Origin of the sequence: Streptomyces sp. NBC_00726 (assembly GCF_045161735.1) — a bacterium.
GTDB lineage: Bacteria > Actinomycetota > Actinomycetes > Streptomycetales > Streptomycetaceae > Streptomyces.
Window position 1 is genome coordinate 1,904,509 of sequence record NZ_CP108983.1, and the last position, 21,833, is coordinate 1,926,341.

At 72.3% G+C, this 21,833-nt stretch carries 16 protein-coding genes; 8 read left to right on the forward strand and 8 right to left on the reverse strand.

Annotation, left to right across the window (positions count from 1 at the left end):
* The first annotated feature begins 132 nt into the window (after positions 1-132).
* The 3 genes from OG338_RS08540 (at position 133) to OG338_RS08550 (ending at position 2,836) form a co-directional block, all read left to right on the forward strand.
* Positions 133-774 carry a superoxide dismutase gene (locus OG338_RS08540; RefSeq protein WP_018103172.1) on the forward strand — a complete coding sequence of 214 codons (642 nt, stop codon included), beginning with the start codon at positions 133-135 and terminating at the stop codon, positions 772-774.
* 166 nt (positions 775-940) lie between these two features.
* Positions 941-1,780 (forward strand): MOSC domain-containing protein, encoded by an 840-nt coding sequence (locus OG338_RS08545; RefSeq protein ID WP_405936734.1) that lies wholly within the window; start codon positions 941-943, stop codon positions 1,778-1,780.
* A gap of 90 nt (positions 1,781-1,870) precedes the next feature.
* On the forward strand, positions 1,871-2,836 hold the full coding sequence (locus OG338_RS08550) for an aldo/keto reductase (protein ID WP_405940362.1): 966 nt from the start codon (positions 1,871-1,873) through the stop codon (positions 2,834-2,836).
* On the opposite strand, the gene OG338_RS08555 is transcribed toward OG338_RS08550, so the two are convergent.
* The 3 genes from OG338_RS08555 to OG338_RS08565 all read right to left on the reverse strand — a co-directional run bounded on the left by OG338_RS08555 (position 2,827) and on the right by OG338_RS08565 (position 5,451).
* Positions 2,827-3,735 (reverse strand): DUF4232 domain-containing protein, encoded by a 909-nt coding sequence (locus OG338_RS08555; protein WP_405936735.1) that lies wholly within the window; start codon positions 3,733-3,735, stop codon positions 2,827-2,829. The two genes, OG338_RS08550 and OG338_RS08555, sit on opposite strands and share 10 nt — an antisense overlap.
* A gap of 89 nt (positions 3,736-3,824) precedes the next feature.
* Positions 3,825-4,670 carry a hypothetical protein gene (locus tag OG338_RS08560; protein WP_405936736.1) on the reverse strand — a complete coding sequence of 282 codons (846 nt, stop codon included), beginning with the start codon at positions 4,668-4,670 and terminating at the stop codon, positions 3,825-3,827.
* Positions 4,671-4,800: 130 nt separating this feature from the next.
* Positions 4,801-5,451: a DsbA family protein gene (locus tag OG338_RS08565; RefSeq protein ID WP_405936737.1), complete on the reverse strand. Its 651-nt coding sequence runs from the start codon at positions 5,449-5,451 to the stop codon at positions 4,801-4,803.
* Between the two features lie 133 nt (positions 5,452-5,584).
* Here OG338_RS08565 and pepN (OG338_RS08570) point away from each other — a divergent pair, with 133 nt between their 5' ends.
* The 5 genes from pepN (OG338_RS08570) to pepN (OG338_RS08590) all read left to right on the forward strand — a co-directional run bounded on the left by pepN (OG338_RS08570) (position 5,585) and on the right by pepN (OG338_RS08590) (position 16,732).
* Positions 5,585-8,176: an aminopeptidase N gene (gene pepN / locus OG338_RS08570; protein ID WP_405936738.1), complete on the forward strand. Its 2,592-nt coding sequence runs from the start codon at positions 5,585-5,587 to the stop codon at positions 8,174-8,176.
* 104 nt (positions 8,177-8,280) lie between these two features.
* Positions 8,281-9,324, forward strand: coding sequence for a hypothetical protein (locus tag OG338_RS08575; protein WP_405936739.1), 1,044 nt, complete (start codon positions 8,281-8,283; stop codon positions 9,322-9,324).
* A gap of 219 nt (positions 9,325-9,543) precedes the next feature.
* Complete coding sequence (locus OG338_RS08580) at positions 9,544-12,852, forward strand: S8 family serine peptidase (protein ID WP_405936740.1); 3,309 nt, start codon at positions 9,544-9,546, stop codon at positions 12,850-12,852.
* Positions 12,853-13,030: 178 nt separating this feature from the next.
* Entirely contained in the window at positions 13,031-14,059 is a 1,029-nt protein-coding gene (locus OG338_RS08585) for an aspartate-semialdehyde dehydrogenase (RefSeq protein WP_405936741.1), read from the forward strand.
* A gap of 99 nt (positions 14,060-14,158) precedes the next feature.
* Positions 14,159-16,732 carry an aminopeptidase N gene (gene pepN, locus OG338_RS08590; protein WP_405936742.1) on the forward strand — a complete coding sequence of 858 codons (2,574 nt, stop codon included), beginning with the start codon at positions 14,159-14,161 and terminating at the stop codon, positions 16,730-16,732.
* Between the two features lie 67 nt (positions 16,733-16,799).
* Here the strand turns inward: pepN (OG338_RS08590) and alc are convergent, their stop codons facing one another.
* The 5 genes from alc to OG338_RS08615 form a co-directional block, all read right to left on the reverse strand.
* Positions 16,800-17,939 (reverse strand): allantoicase, encoded by a 1,140-nt coding sequence (gene alc, locus OG338_RS08595; protein WP_405936743.1) that lies wholly within the window; start codon positions 17,937-17,939, stop codon positions 16,800-16,802.
* Positions 17,940-17,998: 59 nt separating this feature from the next.
* A complete protein-coding gene (locus OG338_RS08600; RefSeq protein ID WP_405936744.1) occupies positions 17,999-18,937 on the reverse strand; it encodes a LysR substrate-binding domain-containing protein in 939 nt (312 codons plus the stop codon).
* A gap of 47 nt (positions 18,938-18,984) precedes the next feature.
* Positions 18,985-19,215: a hypothetical protein gene (locus OG338_RS08605; RefSeq protein ID WP_026171913.1), complete on the reverse strand. Its 231-nt coding sequence runs from the start codon at positions 19,213-19,215 to the stop codon at positions 18,985-18,987.
* Between the two features lie 62 nt (positions 19,216-19,277).
* Positions 19,278-21,422 (reverse strand): 4-alpha-glucanotransferase, encoded by a 2,145-nt coding sequence (malQ, locus tag OG338_RS08610; RefSeq protein ID WP_405936745.1) that lies wholly within the window; start codon positions 21,420-21,422, stop codon positions 19,278-19,280.
* Positions 21,423-21,689: a hypothetical protein gene (locus tag OG338_RS08615; protein ID WP_405936746.1), complete on the reverse strand. Its 267-nt coding sequence runs from the start codon at positions 21,687-21,689 to the stop codon at positions 21,423-21,425.
* Positions 21,690-21,833 lie beyond the last annotated feature (144 nt).

A 21,833-nucleotide genomic window follows, 5' to 3' on the forward strand; every position in this document is an offset into this window, starting at 1 on the left:
CCCCGTAAAACCGTACGAAACACCGGGTCCTAAGCCGAAGGGCTGACCCGGTGTTTCGCATTCCTGCTGTTAGCCTGCTGTTGCATAGAGGTTGCAATAACAACTTGTCAGCAGTTGGAGGGTTCGAAACCAATGGCCACGTACACGCTCCCGGAACTCCCGTACGACTACGCCGCGCTCGAACCGGTCATCAATCCGCAGATCATCGAGCTCCACCACGACAAGCACCACGCCGCTTATGTGAAGGGCGCCAACGACACCCTGGAGCAGCTGGAGGAGGCGCGGGACAAGGAGGCGTGGGGAGCGATCAACGGCCTCCAGAAGAACCTGGCCTTCCACCTGTCCGGCCACATCCTGCACTCGATCTACTGGCACAACATGACCGGTGACGGCGGCGGCGAGCCGCTGGCCGCGGACGGGGTCGGCGACCTCGCGGACGCGATCACCGAGTCGTTCGGCTCCTTCGCCGGCTTCAAGTCCCAGCTGACGAAGGCCGCGGCCACCACGCAGGGCTCCGGCTGGGGCGTCCTCGCGTACGAACCGGTCAGCGGCAAGCTGATCGTGGAGCAGGTCTACGACCACCAGGGCAACGTGGGCCAGGGCTCCGTCCCGGTCCTGGTCTTCGACGCCTGGGAGCACGCCTTCTACCTCCAGTACAAGAACCAGAAGGTCGACTTCATCGAGGCGATGTGGGCCGTCGTCAACTGGCAGGACGTGGCGAAGCGCTACGCCGCCGCCAAGGAGCGCGCGGACGTGCTGCTGCTCGCCCCCTGAGCCGACGTCCCGCGCGCGGGACACACCGGACGTCCTGCCTCGTGATCGTCTTCTCAACCTTCACCGGCAGGCGGATGAAGGGGAGGCCCCCGCCTGGACGTGACAGGCGGGGGCCTCTCTGTGGTCCGGGCCCGGCTGCCATGATGTCCGGCATGAGGACCACGTCATGACGATCACCGTCCACGAGCTGGTGTACTACCCCGTCAAGGGCTGCGCCGGGACCCGGGTCGACTCGGCGCGGGTCACCGTCACCGGCCTGGAACACGACCGGATGTTCATGGTGGTCGACGCGGCCGACGGCGCGTTCCGCAGCCAGCGCACCCATCCCGCGATGGCGGCGATCGGGGTCCGGGTCCGCGACGCCGGGGCGGCCCTCGACCTGTCCTCGGAGACCGCCGGGCCGCTGCGCCTGGAGGTGGCGCCGGACGGGCCGCGCCGCGAGGTCAGCATGTTCGGCCGGGACCTCGGGGAGGCCGTCGACCAGGGCGACGAGGCCGCGCGGTGGTTCTCCGACGCGCTCGGGGCCGCGTGCCGGCTGGTCCGGGTGGTCCCCGGCTTCGACCGGGACGGCTGGGGCGAGACCCCCGGCAAGGTCAACTTCGGTGACGCGCACGCGGTCCTGGTCACCTCGACCGCCTCGCTCGCCGGGCTCAACGCCCGCATCGCGGCCCGGAGCGACGCCGCGCCCGTACCCATGGACCGCTTCCGGCCCAACATCGTGCTGACCGGTGACGACGAGCCGCACTTCGAGGACCGGGTGGCGCGGATGACCGTGGGCACCGCGGAACTCGCCTACTCGGTACGGGCGATGCGGTGCAACGTCCCGCTCGTCGACCAGCGCACCGGCCGCCGCGCCGGCCCGGAGCCGGTGCGCACCCTGGCCACGTACCGCAGGGAGCCGGAGTTCGGCAACAAGCTCAGCTTCGGCGCGAAGAACGCGGTGGTCCGCGAGGGCGTGATACGGGTCGGCGACCCGGTCTCCGTGCACAGCCCTGCGGCCGGCTGAGCACCCCGTAAAACCAGCTGCCCGCTTCCCGCAACTCCCCTATCGTCGTGCTGATTTGCCCGGAACGGGACGACGACGTGGAGGATGGCTGTGCGCTATCGCGAGCTGGGACGCAGCGGGCTTTCGGTGTCCGAGATCGGCTATGGGGCCTGGGGCATCGGGGAGTCCAGCTGGGTGGGGGCGACGCGGGACGAGTCGCTGCGGGCCCTGCACCGGGCCGTCGATCTCGGGGTGAACCTGATCGACACCGCGCGCGGCTACGGGGAGAGCGAGCGCATCGTCGGGCAGCTGGTCCGCGAGCGGGCCGGTGACGAGGTGCTGGTCGCGACCAAGGTGCCGCCGAGGAACGGGGAGTGGCCGGCGGCGGACGGGCTGGACCCGGCGGACACGTTCCCCGGGGAGCACATCCGCAGCAGCCTGGAGACCAGCCTCGCCGCGTCCGGCCTGGACCACTTCGACGTGCTCCAGTTCCATGTCTGGAACGACGAGTGGCTGGGGCGCGGGGACTGGCTGGAGACCGTCGCGGCGCTGAAGCGGGAGGGCAAGATCCGCCTGTTCGGGGTCTCCGTCAACGACCACTCCCCGGAGAGCGCGGTCGCGCTCGTGCGCAGCGGGGCCGTGGACAGCGTGCAGGTCATCTACAACGTGTTCGACCAGGCGCCCGCCGAGGAGCTGCTGCCGGCCTGCGCGGAGCACGGGGTCGGCGTGATCGTCCGGGTCGCGCTGGACGAGGGCGGGCTGACCGGGCGGATCACCGCCGGCACGACGTTCCCCGAGGGCGACTTCCGCAACCGCTACTTCCGGGGCGACCGCCCGGCGCAGGTCGAGCGGCGCGTGGCGGCGATCGTGGCGGACCTGGGCATCGCGCCGGACGCGATCGCGGAGCACGCGCTGCGGTTCGTCCTGAGCCACCCGGCGGTGTCCACGGTGATCCCGGGGATGCGCAGCGTCCGGAACGTGGAGCGCAACACCGCGCTCAGCGACGGGCGGCCGCTCACCGCTGAGCAGCTGGCGGTCCTGGCCGAGCACGCCTGGCCGCGCGACTTCTACTCCTGACCGGGGCGTTCGCCGGTCTGTCCGGCCGTGTCCGCCGGGGTCTTCGTCCAGGGGCCGACGCCGAGCCGGCCCGTGGTGCCGAGGTCCAGTTCCGGGGTGACCGTCACGGGCTCGGCGCCGGGCTTCGCGGTGACCTCGGCGTAGGGGGCGTTCACCGGGTCGCCGTCCGTGGTGGTGTTGCGCCAGGCGAGGTTGGCGTACGCGCTCTCGCCGGGGCGCAGCGTGACGGGGCGGGGTTCGGCGTCGCCGCCGATGCCGGTGGAGATCGCGGTGGTGCCGTGCAGGATCTCGACCCCGCGCACCGGGTCGCGGTCCTCGTCGAGGAGCCGGAGCGCGGGGTAGCCGTTCAGCTCGTAGTCGGCGGTGGAGCAGTTGGTGAGGTGGATGCCCACGACGCGCAGCCCCATCGCGGCGTCGCCCCGGTCGTTGGTGATGCGGACCCCGGAGGACGGGCAGCCGCCGCCCGCCGCCCCGTCCGCCGGGACGGCCCGGACCTTCATGATCCTGGCCCGGTACGTGCGGGCCGAGCCCGGTCCGTCCGCCGCGTCCAGGGGCCGCCGCACGGTCTGGCCGGGCTTGACCGCCTCCACGGTGCGCGTGATGGTGTCCATGGCCTCGCCGAACCCGTTGACCAGGGAGAACGTGAGGGTGAAGGTGAGCGGTTCCTTCTCGGTGTTGGTGACCTCGAACCCGGTGGACGGGGCGCCGGAGGGCCCGCACTTGCCGCTGACCACCCGGGCGTTGTCCCAGGTCCGCCCTTCGGGGTCGGGGAGCGGGGCGAGGGAGGCGCAGGTCGCGCCGGGCGAGGCGGCGGCTCCGGCGGTCTCCTTCCCGCATCCGGTGAGCAGCGCGGTGCTCGCGAGGGCGGCACACAGGATGAGGGCGGAGGCGGGGCGCATCCGCCCAGAAGATCAAAGGGCGCCCGGGGTGTGCTGTGTGCCAGGTCACATATCGCGTCACGGTGGCGTCACAGCCGCGCGGGTACGGCTCAGCCGGGCAGCGGCCCGCCGAGCATCGACAGCGGGACGGTCTCCGCCTCGTCCGGCGCGGCTGCCTCGACGGCGAGCCCGTGCTTCGCCAGGTCCATCGTCGCCCGGACGCTCGCCCCGGCCAGCGGCCAGTCGAGCCGGGTGCGCACGATCCGGCCCCGGGCGTCGATCCAGACGTCCGCGTCGACGGCCACCTCACCGGTGAGGTCCCGGATGGTGTCGACCTTCTCGCGCATGTCCTGCGCCATCCGCAGGGTGACGGCCTCCTGGTCGAGGGTGCCCCTGTAGCGGACGGCGGCGACGCCGTTCACGCGCTCCTCGCCGGCCTTGGCGACGTCCCGCATCCGCGCGATCTGTGCCAGGACGTGCCGGGGGTCATTGCCCGGGGCGCGCAGCGCGTAGTGGGCCTCCAGCTCGTCCTCGGGCATCGCGCCCCAGGAGCCCTCCTCCAGCTGGGCGAGTCCGGTGACGTAGACGGTGCCGTCGCGGAAGACCTCGTCCATCCGGGGCGACGTCTTGTCCGGGGTGTCCTCGCCGCGGAGCCGGACCGTGAGGCGCCCCCGGTCGGCCGCCCAGTCGAAGTCACCGTCGACGGAGAGGACGAAGGAGTTGATCCCGTCGCCCACCTCGATCTCCTCGGTGATCCGGGCACTGCTCCGCTTCGTCTTCGTCACCGCGGCCCGTACCGCTGCCCCGTGGTCCGTTTCGAGGCTGTCGATCGTCGCGGGCTCCTCCGTGGCGCGGGCGGCCGCCGGTGCCGGTTCCGGTGCGGAGGAACAGCCCGCGCAGAGCAGCGCCGTGAGCAGGACGAGGGGTATGAGGGGGCGCCGCACTGTCGTCTCCATGGGATGGTCACCTGTCGCCGGCGTCCAGCGACGCCGACGGGTGATCGTACCAATGGGCCCCCTTCTGACCTGGGGGTTCGCCGAGTCGCGGGGGCCGGCCGGGAACCGGCCCCCGCGACGGAGCGGACGGTCAGTCGAAGATCGGGCCCTGAGTGCGGGTGCGCTTGATCTCGTAGAAGCCGGGGATCGAGGCGACCATCAGGGTGCCGTCCCAGAGCTTCGCGGCCTCCTCGCCCTTGGGGGCCGGGGTGACGACCGGACCGAAGAAGGCGATCTGCTCGCCGTCGGCGCCGGGGACGGCGATGACCGGGGTGCCGACCTCCTGGCCCACCTTCTCGATGCCCTCCTTGTGGGAGGCGCGCAGCTCGGTGTCGTAGGTGTCGGAGTCCGCGTGGGCGGCGAGCTCGACGGGCAGGCCGACGTCCTTCAGCGCGGCCTCGACGGCCTCGCGGGTGACGCCCTCGCCCCGGTTGTGGAAGCGGGTGCCGAGCGCGGTGTAGAGGGGGCCGACGACCTCGTCGCCGTGCAGCTGCTGGGCGGCGATCACGACGCGGACCGGGCCCCACGCCTTGTTCTCCAGCATGTCGCGGTACTCGGCGGGCAGCTCTTCGAGCCGGTCCTCGTTGAGCACGGCCAGGCTCATGACGTGCCAGCGGACCTCGACGTCCCGGAGCTTCTCCACCTCCAGCATCCAGCGGGAGGTCATCCAGGCCCAGGGGCAGAGCGGGTCGAACCAGAAGTCGACGGGGGTCTTGCCGGTTGCCGTGCTGTTGTCAGACATGTCTCTCCTCAAGCGGACCGATCTCACTCCGTGCGCGAGAACGCCGCGGGGCGCCCCGGCCATTCCCGAGTGCCCGGCCGGGAGGCGGCATGCGAGGATCAAACTATTCGAACGTGACACAAAGGAGTGTGCCGTGCCCGGCGAGAACCTGTCCCGAGACGAGGCCCATGAGCGGGCCGAGCTGCTGACCGTCGACGGTTACGACGTCGAACTCGACGTCCGTTCCGCGACCGGCGGACCCGGCGGGGACGACACGGCGGACGGTCCGCTGACCTTCCGCTCGGTGACGACGATCCGGTTCCGCGCGGCGCGCGGCGGCGCGTCGACCTTCGCGGACCTGATCGCCCCCTCGGTCAGCGCGGTGACGCTGGACGGCACCGCGCTGGACCCGGCGGCCGTGTTCGACGGGGCGCGGATCGCGCTGGCGGACCTGGCGGAGGGCGCCCACGTCCTGGTGGTCGACGCGCAGTGCGCGTACAGCCGGACCGGCGAGGGCATGCACCGCTTCGTGGACCCGGAGGACGGCGAGGTCTACCTCTACACCCAGTACGAGCCGGCGGACGCGCGCCGTGTCTTCGCCAACTTCGAACAGCCCGACCTCAAGGCCCCGTACCGCTTCCGCGTGACGGCGCCCGCCGAGTGGACGGTGTGGAGCAACGGCGCGGAGGAGTCCCGCGAGGGCGGGGTGTGGCGGTTCGCGGAGACCGAGCCGATCTCGACGTACATCACGGCGGTCGTCGCCGGTCCGTACCACTACGTCACCGACTCCTACCGCCGGACCTTCGAGGACGGCACGACGCTGGACATCCCGCTCGGCGCGATGTGCCGCAAGGGGCTCGCCAAGCACTTCGACTCCGACGACGTCTTCCTGATCACCAAGCAGGGCCTGGACTTCTTCCACGACAACTTCGACTACCCGTACCCGTTCGGGAAGTACGACCAGGCGTTCGTGCCGGAGTACAACCTCGGCGCGATGGAGAACCCGGGCTGTGTCACGTTCCGCGAGGAGTACATCTTCCGCGGCAAGGTGACGCAGGCGGCGTACGAGGGCCGGGCCAACGTCATCCTGCACGAGATGGCGCACATGTGGTTCGGGGACCTCGTCACCATGCAGTGGTGGGACGACCTGTGGCTGAAGGAGTCCTTCGCGGACTTCATGGGCGTCTTCGCGATGACCGGCGCGACCCGCTTCGAGGACGGCTGGATCACCTTCGCCAACAACCGCAAGTCCTGGGCGTACCGCGCCGACCAGCTGCCGTCCACCCACCCGATCACGGCCGACATCCGTGACCTGGAGGACGCCAAGCTGAACTTCGACGGGATCACGTACGCCAAGGGCGCCTCCGTCCTCAAGCAGCTCGTGGCGTACGTGGGCCGGGAGGCGTTCCTGGAGGGCGCCCGGCGCTACTTCAAGAAGCACGCCTACGGGAACACCCGGCTCGGGGACCTGCTGTCGGTGCTGTCCGAGACGTCCGGCCGGGACATGACCGCGTGGTCGCGCTCCTGGCTCCAGACCGCGGGCGTCAACTCGCTGACCCCGGTCGCCACCTACGACGCGGCCGGCCGGATCACCGAGCTCGCCGTCCTCCAGGAGGCCGCCGAGTCCCACCCGGAGCTGCGCCCGCACCGGGTCGCCGTCGGCCTGTACCGCCGCAACACCGAGGGTGAGCTGGTGCGTTACGCGCGTGCCGAGGCGGATGTGTCGGGTCCGCGCACCGTGATCGGGGAGCTGGCGGGGGCCGAGCGGCCCGAGCTGATCCTCGTCAACGACGACGACCTGACGTACTGCAAGGTGCGGTTCGACGAGGTGTCGCTCGCCACCCTGCGCGCGCACCTGGGCGACATCACGGACCCCCTGGCCCGCGCCCTGTGCTGGTCCGCACTGTGGAACCTGACCCGCGACGGGCTGATGCCGGCCCGTGACTTCGTCGCGCTGGTCCTGGCCTTCGCCGGGCGCGAGACGGACATCGGCGTCCTCCAGATGCTGCACGCCTGGACGCGCGGCGCGCTCGTGCACTACGCGGCTCCCGGGTGGCGCGAGGAGGGCGGCCGGGCGCTGGCCGAGGGCGCGCTCGGCGAACTGCGGCTGGCCGAGCCGGGCAGCGAGCACCAGCTCGCCTGGGCCCGGTTCTTCGCGTCGGTCGCCGCGTCGGACACCGACTTCCAGCTGCTGGCCGGGCTGCTCGACGGCACCGCCCGGATCGACGGGCTCGACGTCGACCAGGAGCTGCGCTGGGCGTTCCTGTCGCCGCTGGTCGCCCACAGCGCGGCCGACGAGGCGGCGATCGACGCGGAGCTGGCCCGGGACGACACGGCGTCCGGCAAGCGGCACCAGGTGCGGTGCCTGGCATCGCGGCCGTCCGCCGAGGTGAAGGCCCGGGCGTGGGCGGACGTCGTGGAATCGGACGCGCTGTCCAACGCGCTGGTGGAGGCGACGATCGCGGGCTTCGCGCAGTCCTCCCAGCGAGAGCTGCTGGCGCCGTACGCCGCGCGGTACTTCGAGGCGATCGAGCGGGTCTGGGCCGAGCGGTCGATCCAGATCGGGATGGCCGTGGTCAAGGGGCTGTTCCCGTCCCTCCAGGACGACCCGGCGACGCTGGAGGCGACCGACGCGTGGCTGACGGCCCGGGCGGACGCGGCGCCGGCGCTGCGGCGGCTGGTGCTGGAGGCCCGGGACGACCTGGCGCGTGGCCTGCGGGCGCAGGCGGCGGATTCGGTGGCGTAGGGCGCCCGGCCGGGCGGCGATGCAGAACGGTGTTCTTGTCCGGGTATGTCGACGGCCCTGTAACAGGGGTTAAGGTCACGCCAGTCGGCGGGATACACCGGAGCATGACCCAGAACACCCCGCTCCAGTCCGGCCGCCCCGCTCCCGCCCATGGGCGTCAACGCGTTGTCTCCGCCGCCCAGTTGAAAGCCATGGGGGTGCCCGTCGGGCGGGCGGCGGAGCGGTGCCGGGACGGCGGGCCTTGGCAGCAGCCGCTGCCCGGGGTCTTCGTGCTGCACCCCGGTCCGCTCAGCGGCCGGGAGCGGCTGCGGTCCGCCCTGCTGTACGCGGGCCGCCCGCCGGCCTCCGGGCGGCGCGCGGCCCCCGCGCGCACCGCGGACCCGGCGTACGGCGACGCGGTGCTCACCGGGCTCGCCGCGCTCTCGCTGCACGGCTTCGCCGCCGCGCCGCCCGCCGTCTCCATGGCGCGGGTCGATGTGCTGGTGCCCCGGGTACGGCGGCTGCGCTCGGCCGGATACGCCCGGCTGCTGCGGACCGCCGAGCCGCCGGGCCCGGAGTGGGTGGACGGGCTGCCGGTGGCCCCGGTGGCGCGGGCGCTGGCGGACGCGGTGGCCGGGCTCGGGGACGCGGTCACGGTGCGCCGGCTGCTCACCGAGGCGGTGCGCGGCGGCCACTGCGAACCGGCCGTGCTGGTGGGCGAGCTGCACCGGGCCAAGGTGCTCGGCCGGCCCCAGGTGGTCGGCGCGGTCGACTCGCTGCTCGCCGAGGGCCGGGCGATGGCGGAGGAGCGGCTGTACGCCATGGTGCGCGCGCACGGGCTCAAGGAGCCGCTGTGGAACGTGGACCTGAGGCTGCCCGGCGGCCCGCATCTGGGCCGGGTGGACGCCTACTGGCCCGACGAGGCGGTCGCGGTGGAGCTGGACGCCCGGGCCCCACGCCACAGCCGCCATGACCGGGAGCACGAGGCCGAGTGGTCGGCGTACGCGGCGCGGCGCGAGCATCTGGAACGGCTCGGCGTCACCGTCGTACACCTCTCGCCGCGGAAGCTGCGGGACGCGCCCGGGCAGCAGGCGGCCGTGGTCCGGACAGCGCTGATGGCCGCGGCGGACCGGGAGCCGGCGGCGTACGTGATGATCCTTCCCCGCTGAACCGGGGCCCCACACCTCACGCCTCGGCCCCTCACGTCACATGGCTGAATTTGTGTCCCGTATCAGCCCGTTCGTCCCTGCTGACGCTTCCGCACCGGTGGCGGAATTCCGCCATGTACTCAACAAGCTCCCCACAACTCTCCACAAAGCCCTGTCATTTACGAAAGGGTGAGCGGTCATCCGGTACCGATTTCCGGACTCTCTCTTTCACATACAGGGATGCTGATGACCTCCGAATCCCCCGGCTCCATATCCGGAGCGAGACGAGCGGCCCGGGTGGCGGCCGCCGCCGGTCTGGTGGCCGCACTGGCCGCCACCGGTGTCGCCCCCGTCTTCGCCGCCGACGATCCGGCCTCCGCCCCCGTCAAGGCCGCCGGCACCGCGCCGGCGGACAAGCTGGGCACCGCCGACGCCGAGGTCCTGACCAAGGCCAAGGCCAAGGGCGAGAAGAACGTCACGATGATGGTCGCGACCGCTCCCGGCGCGACCGAGCAGGTCACCAAGCAGCTGGACGCCGTCAAGGGCTCCGTGCTGGGACGTGCGTACGACAAGCTGGGTTACGTACGGGCGACCGTGCCGACCGCGACCGCCGAGGCCACCATCAAGGCGGCCTCCAAGCTCGGCTCCGTCCACGGCATCGATCTCAAGCAGGAGATCGTGCTGGACGACCCGACGCCCGCGGCCGACCGGGCGACCGGCGCCAAGAGCAAGGCGAAGTCCACCGGCAGCTACCCGGCCCCCGGGAAGAAGACGCCGGCGAAGAACCCGTACAACCCGTCCTTCGAGACGGGCGCGGTCGACTTCGTGAAGCAGCACCCGAAGGCGGACGGCCGCGGGATCACCATCGGCGTCCTGGACGCGGGGGTCGACCTCGGTCACCCCGCGCTCCAGAAGACCACCACCGGTGAGCGCAAAATCGTCGACTGGGTGACCGCCACCGACCCGGTGAGCGACGGCGACGGCACCTGGCTGCGGATGACGGACGCCGTCTCCGGCCCGGTGTTCACGTACAAGGGGCGTACGTACAACGCGCCCAAGGGCTCGTACCGGATCGCCCTGTTCGCCGAGTCCGCCACCAAGGGCGGCGACATGGCGGGCGACCTGAACCGCGACGGCGACACCACCGACACCTGGGCCGTGCTCTACGACCCGGTCAGCGGCGCCTCCCGGGTCGACCTGAACGACAACGGCGACTTCCGCGACGACACCGCCCTCAAGCCGTACAAGGAGAAGCACCAGGTCTCCTACTTCGGCAAGGACGACCCGCGCACGGACGTCGTGGAGCGCATCCCGTTCGTCGTGGAGAACCGCGAGGACGTCGTCTACGACGCGGCCGGCGACACCTCCGACTACGTCAACATCGGGGTCATCGAGTCCGAGCACGGGACGCACGTCGCCGGCATCACCGCCGCCAACGGCCTGTTCGGCGGCAAGATGAACGGTGCCGCGCCCGGCGCGAAGATCGTCTCCTCGCGCGCCTGCACCTGGTCCGGCGGCTGCACCAACATCGCGCTCACCGAGGGCATGATCGACCTCGTCGTGAACCGCGGCGTCGACGTCGTCAACATGTCGATCGGCGGTCTGCCGCCGCTGAACGACGGCAACAACGCCCGCTCCGAGCTGTACAAGCGGCTGGTCGACATCTACGGCGTGCAGCTGGTCATCTCGGCCGGCAACGACGGCCCCGGCGTCAACACCATCGGTGACCCCGGCCTCGCCGACCACGTCATCTCGGTCGGCGCGTCCATCTCCAAGGAGACCTGGGCCGCCAACTACGGCTCCAACGTCACCAAGAAGTACGACATGCTGCCCTTCTCCTCGCGCGGCCCGCGTGAGGACGGCGGCTTCACGCCGACCCTGACGGCACCCGGCGCGTCGATCAACTCGACGCAGACCTGGCTGCCCGGTTCGCCGGTCGCCGAGGCGGGCTACTCGCTGCCGGCCGGCTACTCCATGCTCCAGGGCACGTCGATGGCCTCGCCGCAGGCCGCCGGCGCGACCGCGCTGCTGCTGTCCGCCGCGAAGCAGAAGCACATCGAGCTTCCCCCGGCCGACCTGCGCACCGCGCTGACCAGCACCGCGACCAAGATCAAGGACGTGCCCGCGCACGCCCAGGGCGCCGGTCTGATCAACATCGTGGACGCCTGGAAGCTGATCAAGAAGCAGGGCGCCCCGGCCCACGAGTACACGGTCAAGGCCCCCGTCGACACCGCGATCGACTTCGCGCTGAAGACCCCGGGCTTCGGCACCGGCCTGTACGACCGCGAGGGCGGTCTCCAGGCCGGCCAGAAGAAGACCTACGACGTCACGGTCACCCGCACCACGGGCCCGGACAAGAAGGTCGCGCACAAGCTCTCCTGGAAGTACAACGACGGCACCTTCAAGATCGTCGACGCCAAGAAGGTCTCGCTGCCGCTCGGCAAGCCGGTCACGGTCAAGGTCCAGGCGAAGCCGCGGACCGCGGGCGTGCACAGCGCGATCCTCCAGCTGGACGACAAGAAGACCGCCGGCACCGACCAGCAGATCCTGACGACCGTCGTCGTCTCCAAGGCCCTGGCGAAGCCGTCCTACGCGTTCAAGGCGTCCGGCTCGGTGCAGCGCAACGGCACCACGTCGTACTTCGTGACCGTGCCGGAAGGGGCCAGGACCCTTGAGGTCGCGATGAGCGCCCTGCGCTCGGGCAGCCAGACCCGCTTCATCTCCATCCACCCGTACGGAGTGCCGGTGGACGACAGCGGTACGCCGTTCTGCTACCCGAACTACGAGAACCCGGCCAACACCTGCCGCCCGGACGCGCGCTCCTACGCCGACCCGCAGCCCGGTGTCTGGGAGATCGAGGTCGAGGCCCGGCGCACGTCGCCGCTGCTGGACAACCCGTACAAGCTGGACGTGGCGCTGCTCGGCGCGACCTTCGACCCGGCGGTGCGGACCATCGCCGAGGCGAAGATCGGCACCCCTGCGGCGGTCGACTGGACGGTGACCAACGACGCGGGCGCCCTGGAGGGCAAGCTCAAGGGCGGTTCGCTGGGCTCGGCCGCGGTCGAGCGCCCGTCGATCTCCACCGGTGGCACGTACACCAAGGAGGTCACCATCGGTGAGGGCGTCGAGAAGCTGGACGTCGCCATCGGCGGCACCACCGACGCCAACGCCGACCTCGACCTGTACGTGTACAAGGGCACCGCTCAGGTCGGCGCCTCCACCACGGCCGGTTCCGAGGAGTCCGTCAGCCTGGCGAAGCCGGCCGCCGGCACGTACACCGTCGTCATCGACGGGTACGACGTCCCGGCCGGGACCACCGAGTACGACTACCGCGACGTGTACTACTCCGCGTCGCTCGGCACGATCTCCGTGGACGAGTCGAAGGCCGTGAACCTGGCCGCCGGCGCGTCGGCCGAGGTCGCCGCCGAGGTCGAGGTGGCCGGCGCGGCTCCCGAGGGGCGGCAGTTCTTCGGCGAGGTCAGCCTCGTGAACGCCCGGGGCACCGCGGCGGGCACCGGCAGCGTCGTGATCGAGAAGGTCACGCCGTAACCACACGGTGCCGGACATGTGATCCGTAAAGCAGTGGGGCGGGTGCTCACCGGGCACCCGCCCCACTGTGCTGAGCGCCACTCGTCCGCAGGCCGGACAATGGATTGGACAAGGCGGGCGTGGACATACGCATCATGGACCGGCAACCGTGCCCGTTCGTACGTCTGAGGGAGTTCCTGTGAAGGTCGGAATCGTCGGCGCCACCGGTCAGGTAGGCACAGTCATGCGCAGCATCCTGGCCGAGCGGAAGTTCCCGGCCGACGAGCTGCGGCTGTTCGCCTCCGCGCGCTCGGCGGGCTCCGTCATCGAGTGGCAGGGCCGCGCGATCACCGTCGAGGACGCCGCCACGGCCGACTACACGGGCCTGGACATCGTGCTGTTCTCGGCCGGCGGCGCCACGTCCAAGGCACTCGCCGAGAAGGTCGCCGCGCAGGGTGCCGTCGTGATCGACAACTCCTCCGCCTGGCGCAAGGACCCCCAGGTCCCGCTGGTCGTCTCCGAGGTCAACCCGCACGCGATCGCGGACCGCCCCAAGGGCATCATCGCCAACCCGAACTGCACCACGATGGCCGCCATGCCCGTGCTGCGCCCGCTGCACGAGGAGGCGGGGCTCGAAGCGCTGACCGTCGCCACGTACCAGGCGGTCTCCGGGTCCGGCCTGGCCGGCGTCGCCGAGCTGCACGGCCAGGCGGCCAAGGTCGTCGCCGACGCGGACAAGCTCACGCACGACGGCTCGGCCGTGGACTTCCCGGAGCCGGGTGTCTACAAGCGCCCCATCGCCTTCAACGTGCTGCCGCTGGCCGGGTCCATCGTGGACGACGGCTCCTTCGAGACGGACGAGGAGCAGAAGCTCCGCAACGAGTCCCGCAAGATCCTGGAGATCCCGGAGCTGAAGGTCTCCGGCACCTGCGTCCGCGTCCCGGTCTTCTCCGGCCACTCCCTCCAGGTCAACGCCCGCTTCGCCCGGCCGGTCTCCGTGGAGCGCGCGTACGAGCTGCTGAAGGACGCGCCGGGCGTCGAGCTGTCCGAGATCCCGACGCCGCTCCAGGCCGCGGGCAAGGACGCCTCGTACGTGGGCCGCATCCGCAACGACGAGACCGCGGAGAACGGTCTCGCCCTGTTCGTCTCCAACGACAACCTCCGCAAGGGCGCGGCGCTGAACGCGGTCCAGATCGCGGAGCTGGTCGCGGCGGAGCTCGCCGGCTGACACCGGGATTCCGCGGGGCCCGGGGCACTGCCCCCGGGCCCTCGGCACGCGTCCCGTGGAAGGATGGCGGGAAACATCACAGAGCAAGGAGATGACCGCGTGCCTGGCACGAATCTGACCCGCGAAGAGGCACAGGAGCGGGCGCGCCTGCTGACCGTGGACGCGTACGAGATCGATCTCGACCTCTCCGGGGCGCAGGAGGGCGGGACCTACCGGTCCGTCACCGTCGTGCGCTTCGACTCCGCCGAATCCGGTGCGGAGACCTTCATCGACCTGATCGCCCCCGCGGTGCACGAGGTCGAGCTGAACGGCAGGGCGCTGGACGTCGCGGCGGTGTTCCGCGACTCGCGCATCGCACTGCCGCACTTGCAGGCCGGCTCCAACGAGCTGAGGGTCGTCGCGGACTGCGCGTACACCAACACCGGCGAGGGCCTGCACCGCTTCGTCGACCCCGTCGACCAGCAGGCGTATCTGTACACCCAGTTCGAGGTGCCGGACGCGCGCCGCGTCTTCGCGAGCTTCGAGCAGCCCGACCTGAAGGCGACCTTCCGGTTCACCGTGAAGGCCCCGTCCGGCTGGACCGTGATCTCCAACTCGCCGACGCCGGAGCCGCAGGACGACGTCTGGTCGTTCGAGCCGACGCCGCGCATCTCCTCGTACATCACCGCGCTGATCGTCGGCCCGTACCACTCGGTGCACAGCAGCTACGAGAAGGACGGCCGGACCGTCCCGCTGGGCGTCTACTGCCGGCCCTCGCTCGCCGAGTACCTGGACGCGGACGCGATCTTCGACGTGACCCGGCTGGGCTTCGACTGGTTCCAGGAGAAGTTCGACTACGCGTACCCGTTCGCCAAGTACGACCAGCTCTTCGTGCCGGAGTTCAACGCGGGCGCGATGGAGAACGCGGGCGCGGTCACCATCCGCGACCAGTACGTCTTCCGGTCGAAGGTGACGGACGCGGCGTACGAGACGCGCGCCGAGACCATCCTGCACGAGCTGGCCCACATGTGGTTCGGCGACCTCGTCACGATGGAGTGGTGGAACGACCTCTGGCTGAACGAGTCGTTCGCCACGTACACCTCGATCGCCTGCCTGGCGTACGCCGAGGGCTCGGGGTGGCCGCACTCCTGGACCACGTTCGCCAACTCCATGAAGACGTGGGCCTACCGGCAGGACCAGCTGCCGTCGACCCACCCGATCATGGCCGACATCCGCGACCTGGACGACGTCCTGGTCAACTTCGACGGCATCACGTACGCCAAGGGCGCCTCGGTCCTGAAGCAGCTGGTGGCGTACGTCGGCATGGACGAGTTCTTCAAGGGCGTGCAGGCGTACTTCAAGGCGCACGCCTTCGGCAACACGCGTCTGGCCGACCTGCTGGGCGCGCTGGAGGAGACCTCGGGCCGCGACCTGAAGACCTGGTCGAAGGCGTGGCTGGAGACGGCCGGGATCAACATCCTGCGCCCGGAGGTCGAGACCGACGAGAACGGTCACGTCACCTCGTTCACCGTGCTCCAGGAGGCGCCCGCGCTGCCCGCCGGGGCCAAGGGCGAGCCGACGCTGCGCCCGCACCGGATCGCCATCGGCTGCTACGACCTCGATGCCGAGGGCAAGCTGGTGCGCACGGACCGGATCGAGCTGGACGTCGACGGCGAGCGCACCACCGTGCCGTTCCCGGCCGGCCGGGCGCGTCCGGCCGTCATCCTGCTCAACGACGACGACCTGTCGTACGCGAAGGTGCGCCTGGACGAGGAGTCGCTGCGGGTCGTCACCGGGCACCTGGGCGACTTCGCCGAGTCGCTGCCGCGCGCGCTGTGCTGGGCGTCCGCCTGGGACATGACCCGGGACGGCGAGCTGGCCACCCGCGACTACCTCGCGCTGGTCCTGTCGGGGATCGGCAAGGAGTCGGACATCGGCGTCGTGCAGTCGCTGCACCGCCAGGTCAAGACGGCGATCGACCTGTACGCGACGCCGGAGTGGCGCGAGGCGGGCCTGACGCAGTGGACCGAGGCGACGCTCGCGCACCTGCGCGCGGCCGAGCCGGGCAGCGACCACCAGCTGGCCTGGGCGCGCGCCTTCGCGGCCACCGCCCGCACCCCCCAGCAGCTGGACCTGCTCCGCTCGCTGCTCGACGGCACCGAGGCGGTCGAGGGCCTGACCGTGGACACCGAGCTGCGCTGGGCGTTCGTCCAGCGGCTCGCCGCGACCGGGCTCATGGACGAGGAGGAGATCGACGCCGAGTACGCGCGGGACCGGACGGCGGCGGGCGAGCGGCACGCGGCCTCCGCCCGTGCGGCGCGGCCCAGCGAGGAGGCGAAGGCCGAGGCGTGGGCGTCGGTCGTGGAGTCCGACAAGCTGCCGAACTCGCTCCAGGAGGCGGTCATCGCCGGCTTCGTGCAGACGGACCAGCGCGAGCTGCTGGCCCCGTACACGGAGAAGTTCTTCGCCTCGGTGAAGGACGTCTGGGACTCGCGGAGCCACGAGATGGCCCAGCAGGTCGCGATCGGCCTGTACCCGGTGCTCCAGGTCTCGCAGGAGACCCTGGACGCCACGGACGCCTGGCTGGCCTCGGCCGAGCCGGGCGCGGGGCTGCGCCGGCTGGTCTCGGAGTCCCGCTCGGGCGTGGAGCGCGCGCTGCGGGCCCGCACGGCGGACGCGGCGGCGACCGCGTAACGAAGCTGGAAACCGCCCGGCGGACAGGCGCTGAAGCGCAGCCGTCCGCCGGGCGGGGCGGGGGGGGTTACGAGGCGGACGCCTCGTAGCGGGCTCTGAGGTCCGCCGCGCCGGACTCCGTCAGGGAGCCGTGCAGGCGCATCCTCGCGACGCCGCCGTCCGGGAAGGCGTCGAGCCGTACATGGGTGACCACGGCCTCGTCCGGCAGCGGGAAGCGGTGCGGGGTGTCGGGCTGGAGGCGGGTGCGCGGGATGATCTCGAACCACTCGCCGCTTTCGCCGTCCCGGCCCTGGAGGGCGATCCAGCCGGCCGCGTTGCCCTTGAGGTAGGCGGTGTCGATCTCGACCGCGCGGACGGCGCCCTGGGCGGGCAGCCGGAAGCGGACCCAGTCGTTGGTGTCGCGGACCCGGCGGCGGCGGTTCTCCCAGCCGTCGTCCATCTTGCGCGAGGTGCCGGGCAGGATGATCTGGGTCGGCGAGGAGTAGAACCGGTCCGAGGCGTCCTCGTAACTGCCGCCGTTCAGGACCGAGATCAGGTCGAACGTGGAGAGCGTGGCCAGCCAGGACGGGTCGGGGACGACCTCGCCGTGCACGCGGAGGCGGGCGATGCCGCCGTCGGGGTGCTGGCAGAGGCGGATGTGGGTGTAGCGGCGTCCGCCGGTGATCTCGAAGCCGTTGGCGGCGTGGCCGCGCACGGGGGTCGGGGGGACGATCTCCTCCCACTTCACGTCGTCGGCGAGCAGCTGCTCCGGGCCGGGCGCGCCCTCGACGCAGGTGGCCTGGACGGAGACGCGCTGCGGGTAGTTGCCGCGGAAGTGGGCGGTGTCCACGACGATGCCGCGGATGATGCCGGGGGCGCCGAGCCGGATCAGCGCCCAGTCGTGCGCGTCGGGGGCCGGGAAGGGGTGGTCCGCGTCGGCGCCGCGCCGGCGGCGGGTCTCCCAGCCGTCCATGATCTTGCCCTTGTGGCCGAAGTGCTCGGGGTCGAAGACCGCGCGCTCCCGGACGAGCAGGTTCTCGCGCTGGGCGAAGAACTCGTCGTTGGCGGCGATCACGCCCGCGCCGAGCCGCCGGTCGGCGAGGTCCACGAGGCCGGTGAAGGGGAGGTCGGCGGTGCGGTAGTCGGCGTAGGGGTCACCGCCGCCGTACGGGGCCGCGTCATTGGCGTGGGGGTCGTCGTGCCGGATCTCATCCTGTTCGGTGGTCATGCGTTCACTGTCGTACGCCGGAAGCCGGTAGGTCCATCGAAAGTTTCCGCATGAATCATTCAGCCAGGCTGAACGGTCGTGCTGTCCCCGTGCGGTTCGGCCGCCTCGCGCAGCGCCGTGAGAACCCGGGCCACCGCCGGGGCGTCCGCTCCCCCGCGCCGGACGGCGGCGACGACATGGCGGCGGGGCCGGTCCGCGTCGAGGACCCGCATCACCACACCCTCCCGGCCGTGCCGTTCCACCGAGGCCATGCGCGGGACCAGGGCGACCCCCAGGCCGGCGGCGACCATGGCGAGGATCGCGGTCCAGCCGGACGCGCTGTGCGCCTGCTCGGGTACGAAGCCCGCCGCCCGGCACGCGGAGACGGTGATCTCCGACCAGGGGCCCGAGCCGCCGTAGATCCAGGGCTCGGCGGACAGGTCGGCGAGGCGCAGCCCGGGCGCGTCCGCGAGGCGGTGGCCGGCCGGGAGCGCCACGTCGAGCGGGTCGGCGAGCAGCGGCAGGACGGTGAACCGGGGGTCGCGGGCCGTCGGAGCGTCGGCGGCCAGCGACAGGGCGAGGTCGACCTCGGCGGCGGCGAGCAGTTCGTACGCCTGGGCGGCCTCCGCCTCGCACACCCGGATCTCGGGGCCGGGGCGGGGGTCGGCGCGCAGCCGCTGCACGGCCGGGACGACGAGGGCGGGCACGGCGGTGGCGAAGGCGGCGACCCGGACCTCGCCCGCCTCACCGCGCAGATAGCCGGTCAGTTCGGCGTCGGCGCGCTCCAGTTGGGCGAAGACCGCCTCGGCGTGGCGCAGGACGAGATGGGCGGCGTCGGTGAGGCGGACGCGCCGGCCCTGGGCCTCCAGGAGGGGGACGCCGAGCTGCTTCGCCAGGTTGGAGAGCTGCTGCGAGACCGCCGACGGGGTCATCAGCAGGGCGTCGGCGGTCGCGGTGACCGTGCCCCGGTCGCGCAGGGTGCGCAGGATGCGGAGCTTCTTGACGTCCCACTCGGTCATGGGCGCAACCTACCGCCGGGCGGGGCCCCGGTCGCCGGGCGGCTGGGTCAGACCTGCTTCTTGGACTTGTCGAGCACCATGACCAGGCCCGCGATGACGCCGAAGAGAACGAGGGGCGCCAGGACGAACAGGCCGAGCGTGTCGATCACGCTCAGGCCGGTACCCGGGTCGTCGCCGTCGTCGCGGGTGAGCGCGAGCGCGGGGGACGACATCAGCAGCATCATCAGCGTCGTTCCGGCGGCGACGGCGCCGGCGCGCATAGCGTTCTTCTTGTCCACGGTGCAAACGTAGCGAACGCCCGCGCGGGCCGCGCGCCCGGGGGTGCCGTACGGGGTCCGGCTCACGGCATACGGACCTCCGGGGGCTCCTGCGGGGCGCGCAGGACGGCCATCAGGCGGTGCAGCCGGGGTGAGGCGGCCAGTTGCTCCAGCGTGACCGGGACGCCCTCCGCGTCGGCGACGGGCAGCCGCCAGTTGGGGTACTGGTCCCAGGTGCCCGGGAGGTTCTGCGGGCGGCGGTCGCCGATGGTGTCGGGCAGCCAGATGCCGGTCATCCGGGCGGGGGTGCGCAGCAGGAAGCGGTGGACGGCCCGGACGGCCGCCTCCTCGTCGGCGCCGGGAAGCGGCCCGCCGCCGGGGAGCACGCCGCCCTCGGGGAGCAGGCCGAGCCGGGTGAGGAGAGCCAGCCACTCGGCCGTGTCCGCGCCGTCCTCCCGCAGCTCCTCGTCCAGGGGGCGGGCGAGCAGGCCGAGGCGGTGGCGGAGCGTCACATGGTCACCGGTCAGCCGGGCGGCGGTGGAGGGCAGGTCGTGGGTGGTCGCGGTGGCCAGGCAGTCCCGGCGCCACCGCTCGGGGGCCAGCGGGCGCCCGTCGCCCGCCCAGTCCCGCTCGAACCAGAGCACCGAGGTGCCGAGGACGCCGCGCCGGGCCAGCGCCTCGCGGACGCCGGGCTCGACCGTGCCCAGGTCCTCGCCGACGACGACGGTGCCGGCCCGGTGCGCCTCCAGGACCAGGACGGCGAGCATCGCCTCCGCGTCGTGCGAGACGTAGGTGCCCTCGGTGGGCGGGCGGCCCCCGGGCACCCACCAGAGCCGGAACAGCCCCATCACATGGTCGATGCGCAGGGCGCCCGCGTGGGCGAGGAGGCCGCGCAGCAGACCGCGGAACGGGGCGTATCCGGAGGCGGCGAGGGCGTCGGGGCGCCAGGGCGGCAGGCCCCAGTCCTGGCCGCGCGCGTTGAAGGCGTCCGGGGGCGCGCCGACGGACATGCCGTGGGCGAAGGCGTCCTGCTGGGCCCAGGTGTCGGCGCCGCCGGGGTGCACGCCGACCGCGAGGTCGTGGACGACGCCGACGGGCATCCCGGCCTCCCGGGCGGCGCGCTGGGCGTCGGCGAGCTGGGTGGCGGTCAGCCAGGCGAGCCGGCAGTGGTGGTCGACCCGGTCCAGCAGCTCGGCCCGGGCGCGGGCGGTGGCGTCGGAGCGGGGGTCGCGCAGCTCCTCGGGCCAGCCGTGCCAGTCGGGGCCGTGCACCTCGGCGATCGCGCACCACAGGGCGTGGTCCTCCAGGGGGCGGCCCTGGGCGGCGAGGAAGTCGCAGTATTCGGCGTGCCGGCCGGGGGTGAGGGGGACCGCGAGGACCAGGTCGAGGGCCTGCCGCTTGAGGGCCCGGACCGCGTCCCGGTCGATGAGGGCGCCCTTGTCCAGAACGGCTTCCCGCAGCTCGGCACCCTTGCGGCGGAGCGCGTCCAGCGCGACCGGGTCGGTCACCTGCCCGTACTCCGGGACGGACTCGACGCGCAGGTGCACCGGGTCGGGGAAGCGGCGGGACGACGGGCGGTAGGGCGAGGGGTCGGTGGGGTCGCCGGGCACCGCCGCGTGCAGCGGGTTGACCTGGACGAAGCCGGCGCCGAGCCGGCGGCCGGACCAGGCGGCGAGGTCGGCGAGGTCACCGAGGTCGCCCATGCCCCAGGAGCGGGCGGAGAGCAGCGAGTAGAGCTGGACGAGGAAGCCGTGGGTGCGGGCGGGCGGCTGCGGCGCCCGGGCCGGGGCGACGACGAGCGTGCAGTGCTGCGGCTCGCGGTCCGGGGTGCGGGCGGTGAGCCGGTGCACCCCGAGCGGGGGCTCGGCCCACCAGGCGCTTCCCGGACCGGCCGGATGCGCACCCGTCCGGGCGCCCCCGGGGCCCTCCGCCTCCTCCTCCGTCTCCTCCGGCCGGACGGTCAGCTCCGTGCCGGGCGGCAGTCCGGTCAGCGCGGGCGGCAGCGGTTCGCCGGACCACACCACCAGGGTGTCCGGGAGGAGCCGGGTGCGGGCGGCCGACTCGGCGGCGGCGAGGGCGTCGCGTACCGCTTCGGGCGTCGTGGCGTCGACGCCGAGCGCGCCGAGCACGGCGACGACCGTGGTCTCGGGGACGGGCCCGGTGACGCCGGCGGACGGGGAGAAGGAGGTGGCGACGCCGTGCAGTGCGGCGAGCCGGGACAAGCCCATTCAGACTCCTGGGGACTCCGTGCCCCACGCGCAGCCGGACGCGGCCGGTTCGCTGGTCAGCGGGGCGAGGACGGCGAGCGGCGGCTCGCTGGTCAGGGGGGTGGCCTCGGCGAGCGGGGGCTCGCTGGTCAGGGGTATGGCGTCGGCGAGCGGCGGTTCGCTCGTGAGCGGGCCGGGCAGGGTGGCGGGCGACGCGCTGATCAGCGGGGCGGGACCGGATGCCTGTTTGGAGAGGGCGGAGAGCGGGCGCTGCGCGATGGCGGGCATGGTGGCCTCCTGGCCGTGGAGAACAGGACAGTGACGGCCTACCCAGCGGACGCCGCCGCAGACGTAGGCGTTACAACAACGAGTTCAACGTGCTCCGGGTCACATTCCGTTCCCGAAGAGCCCGTTGCCCGTAAGACGTTCGTC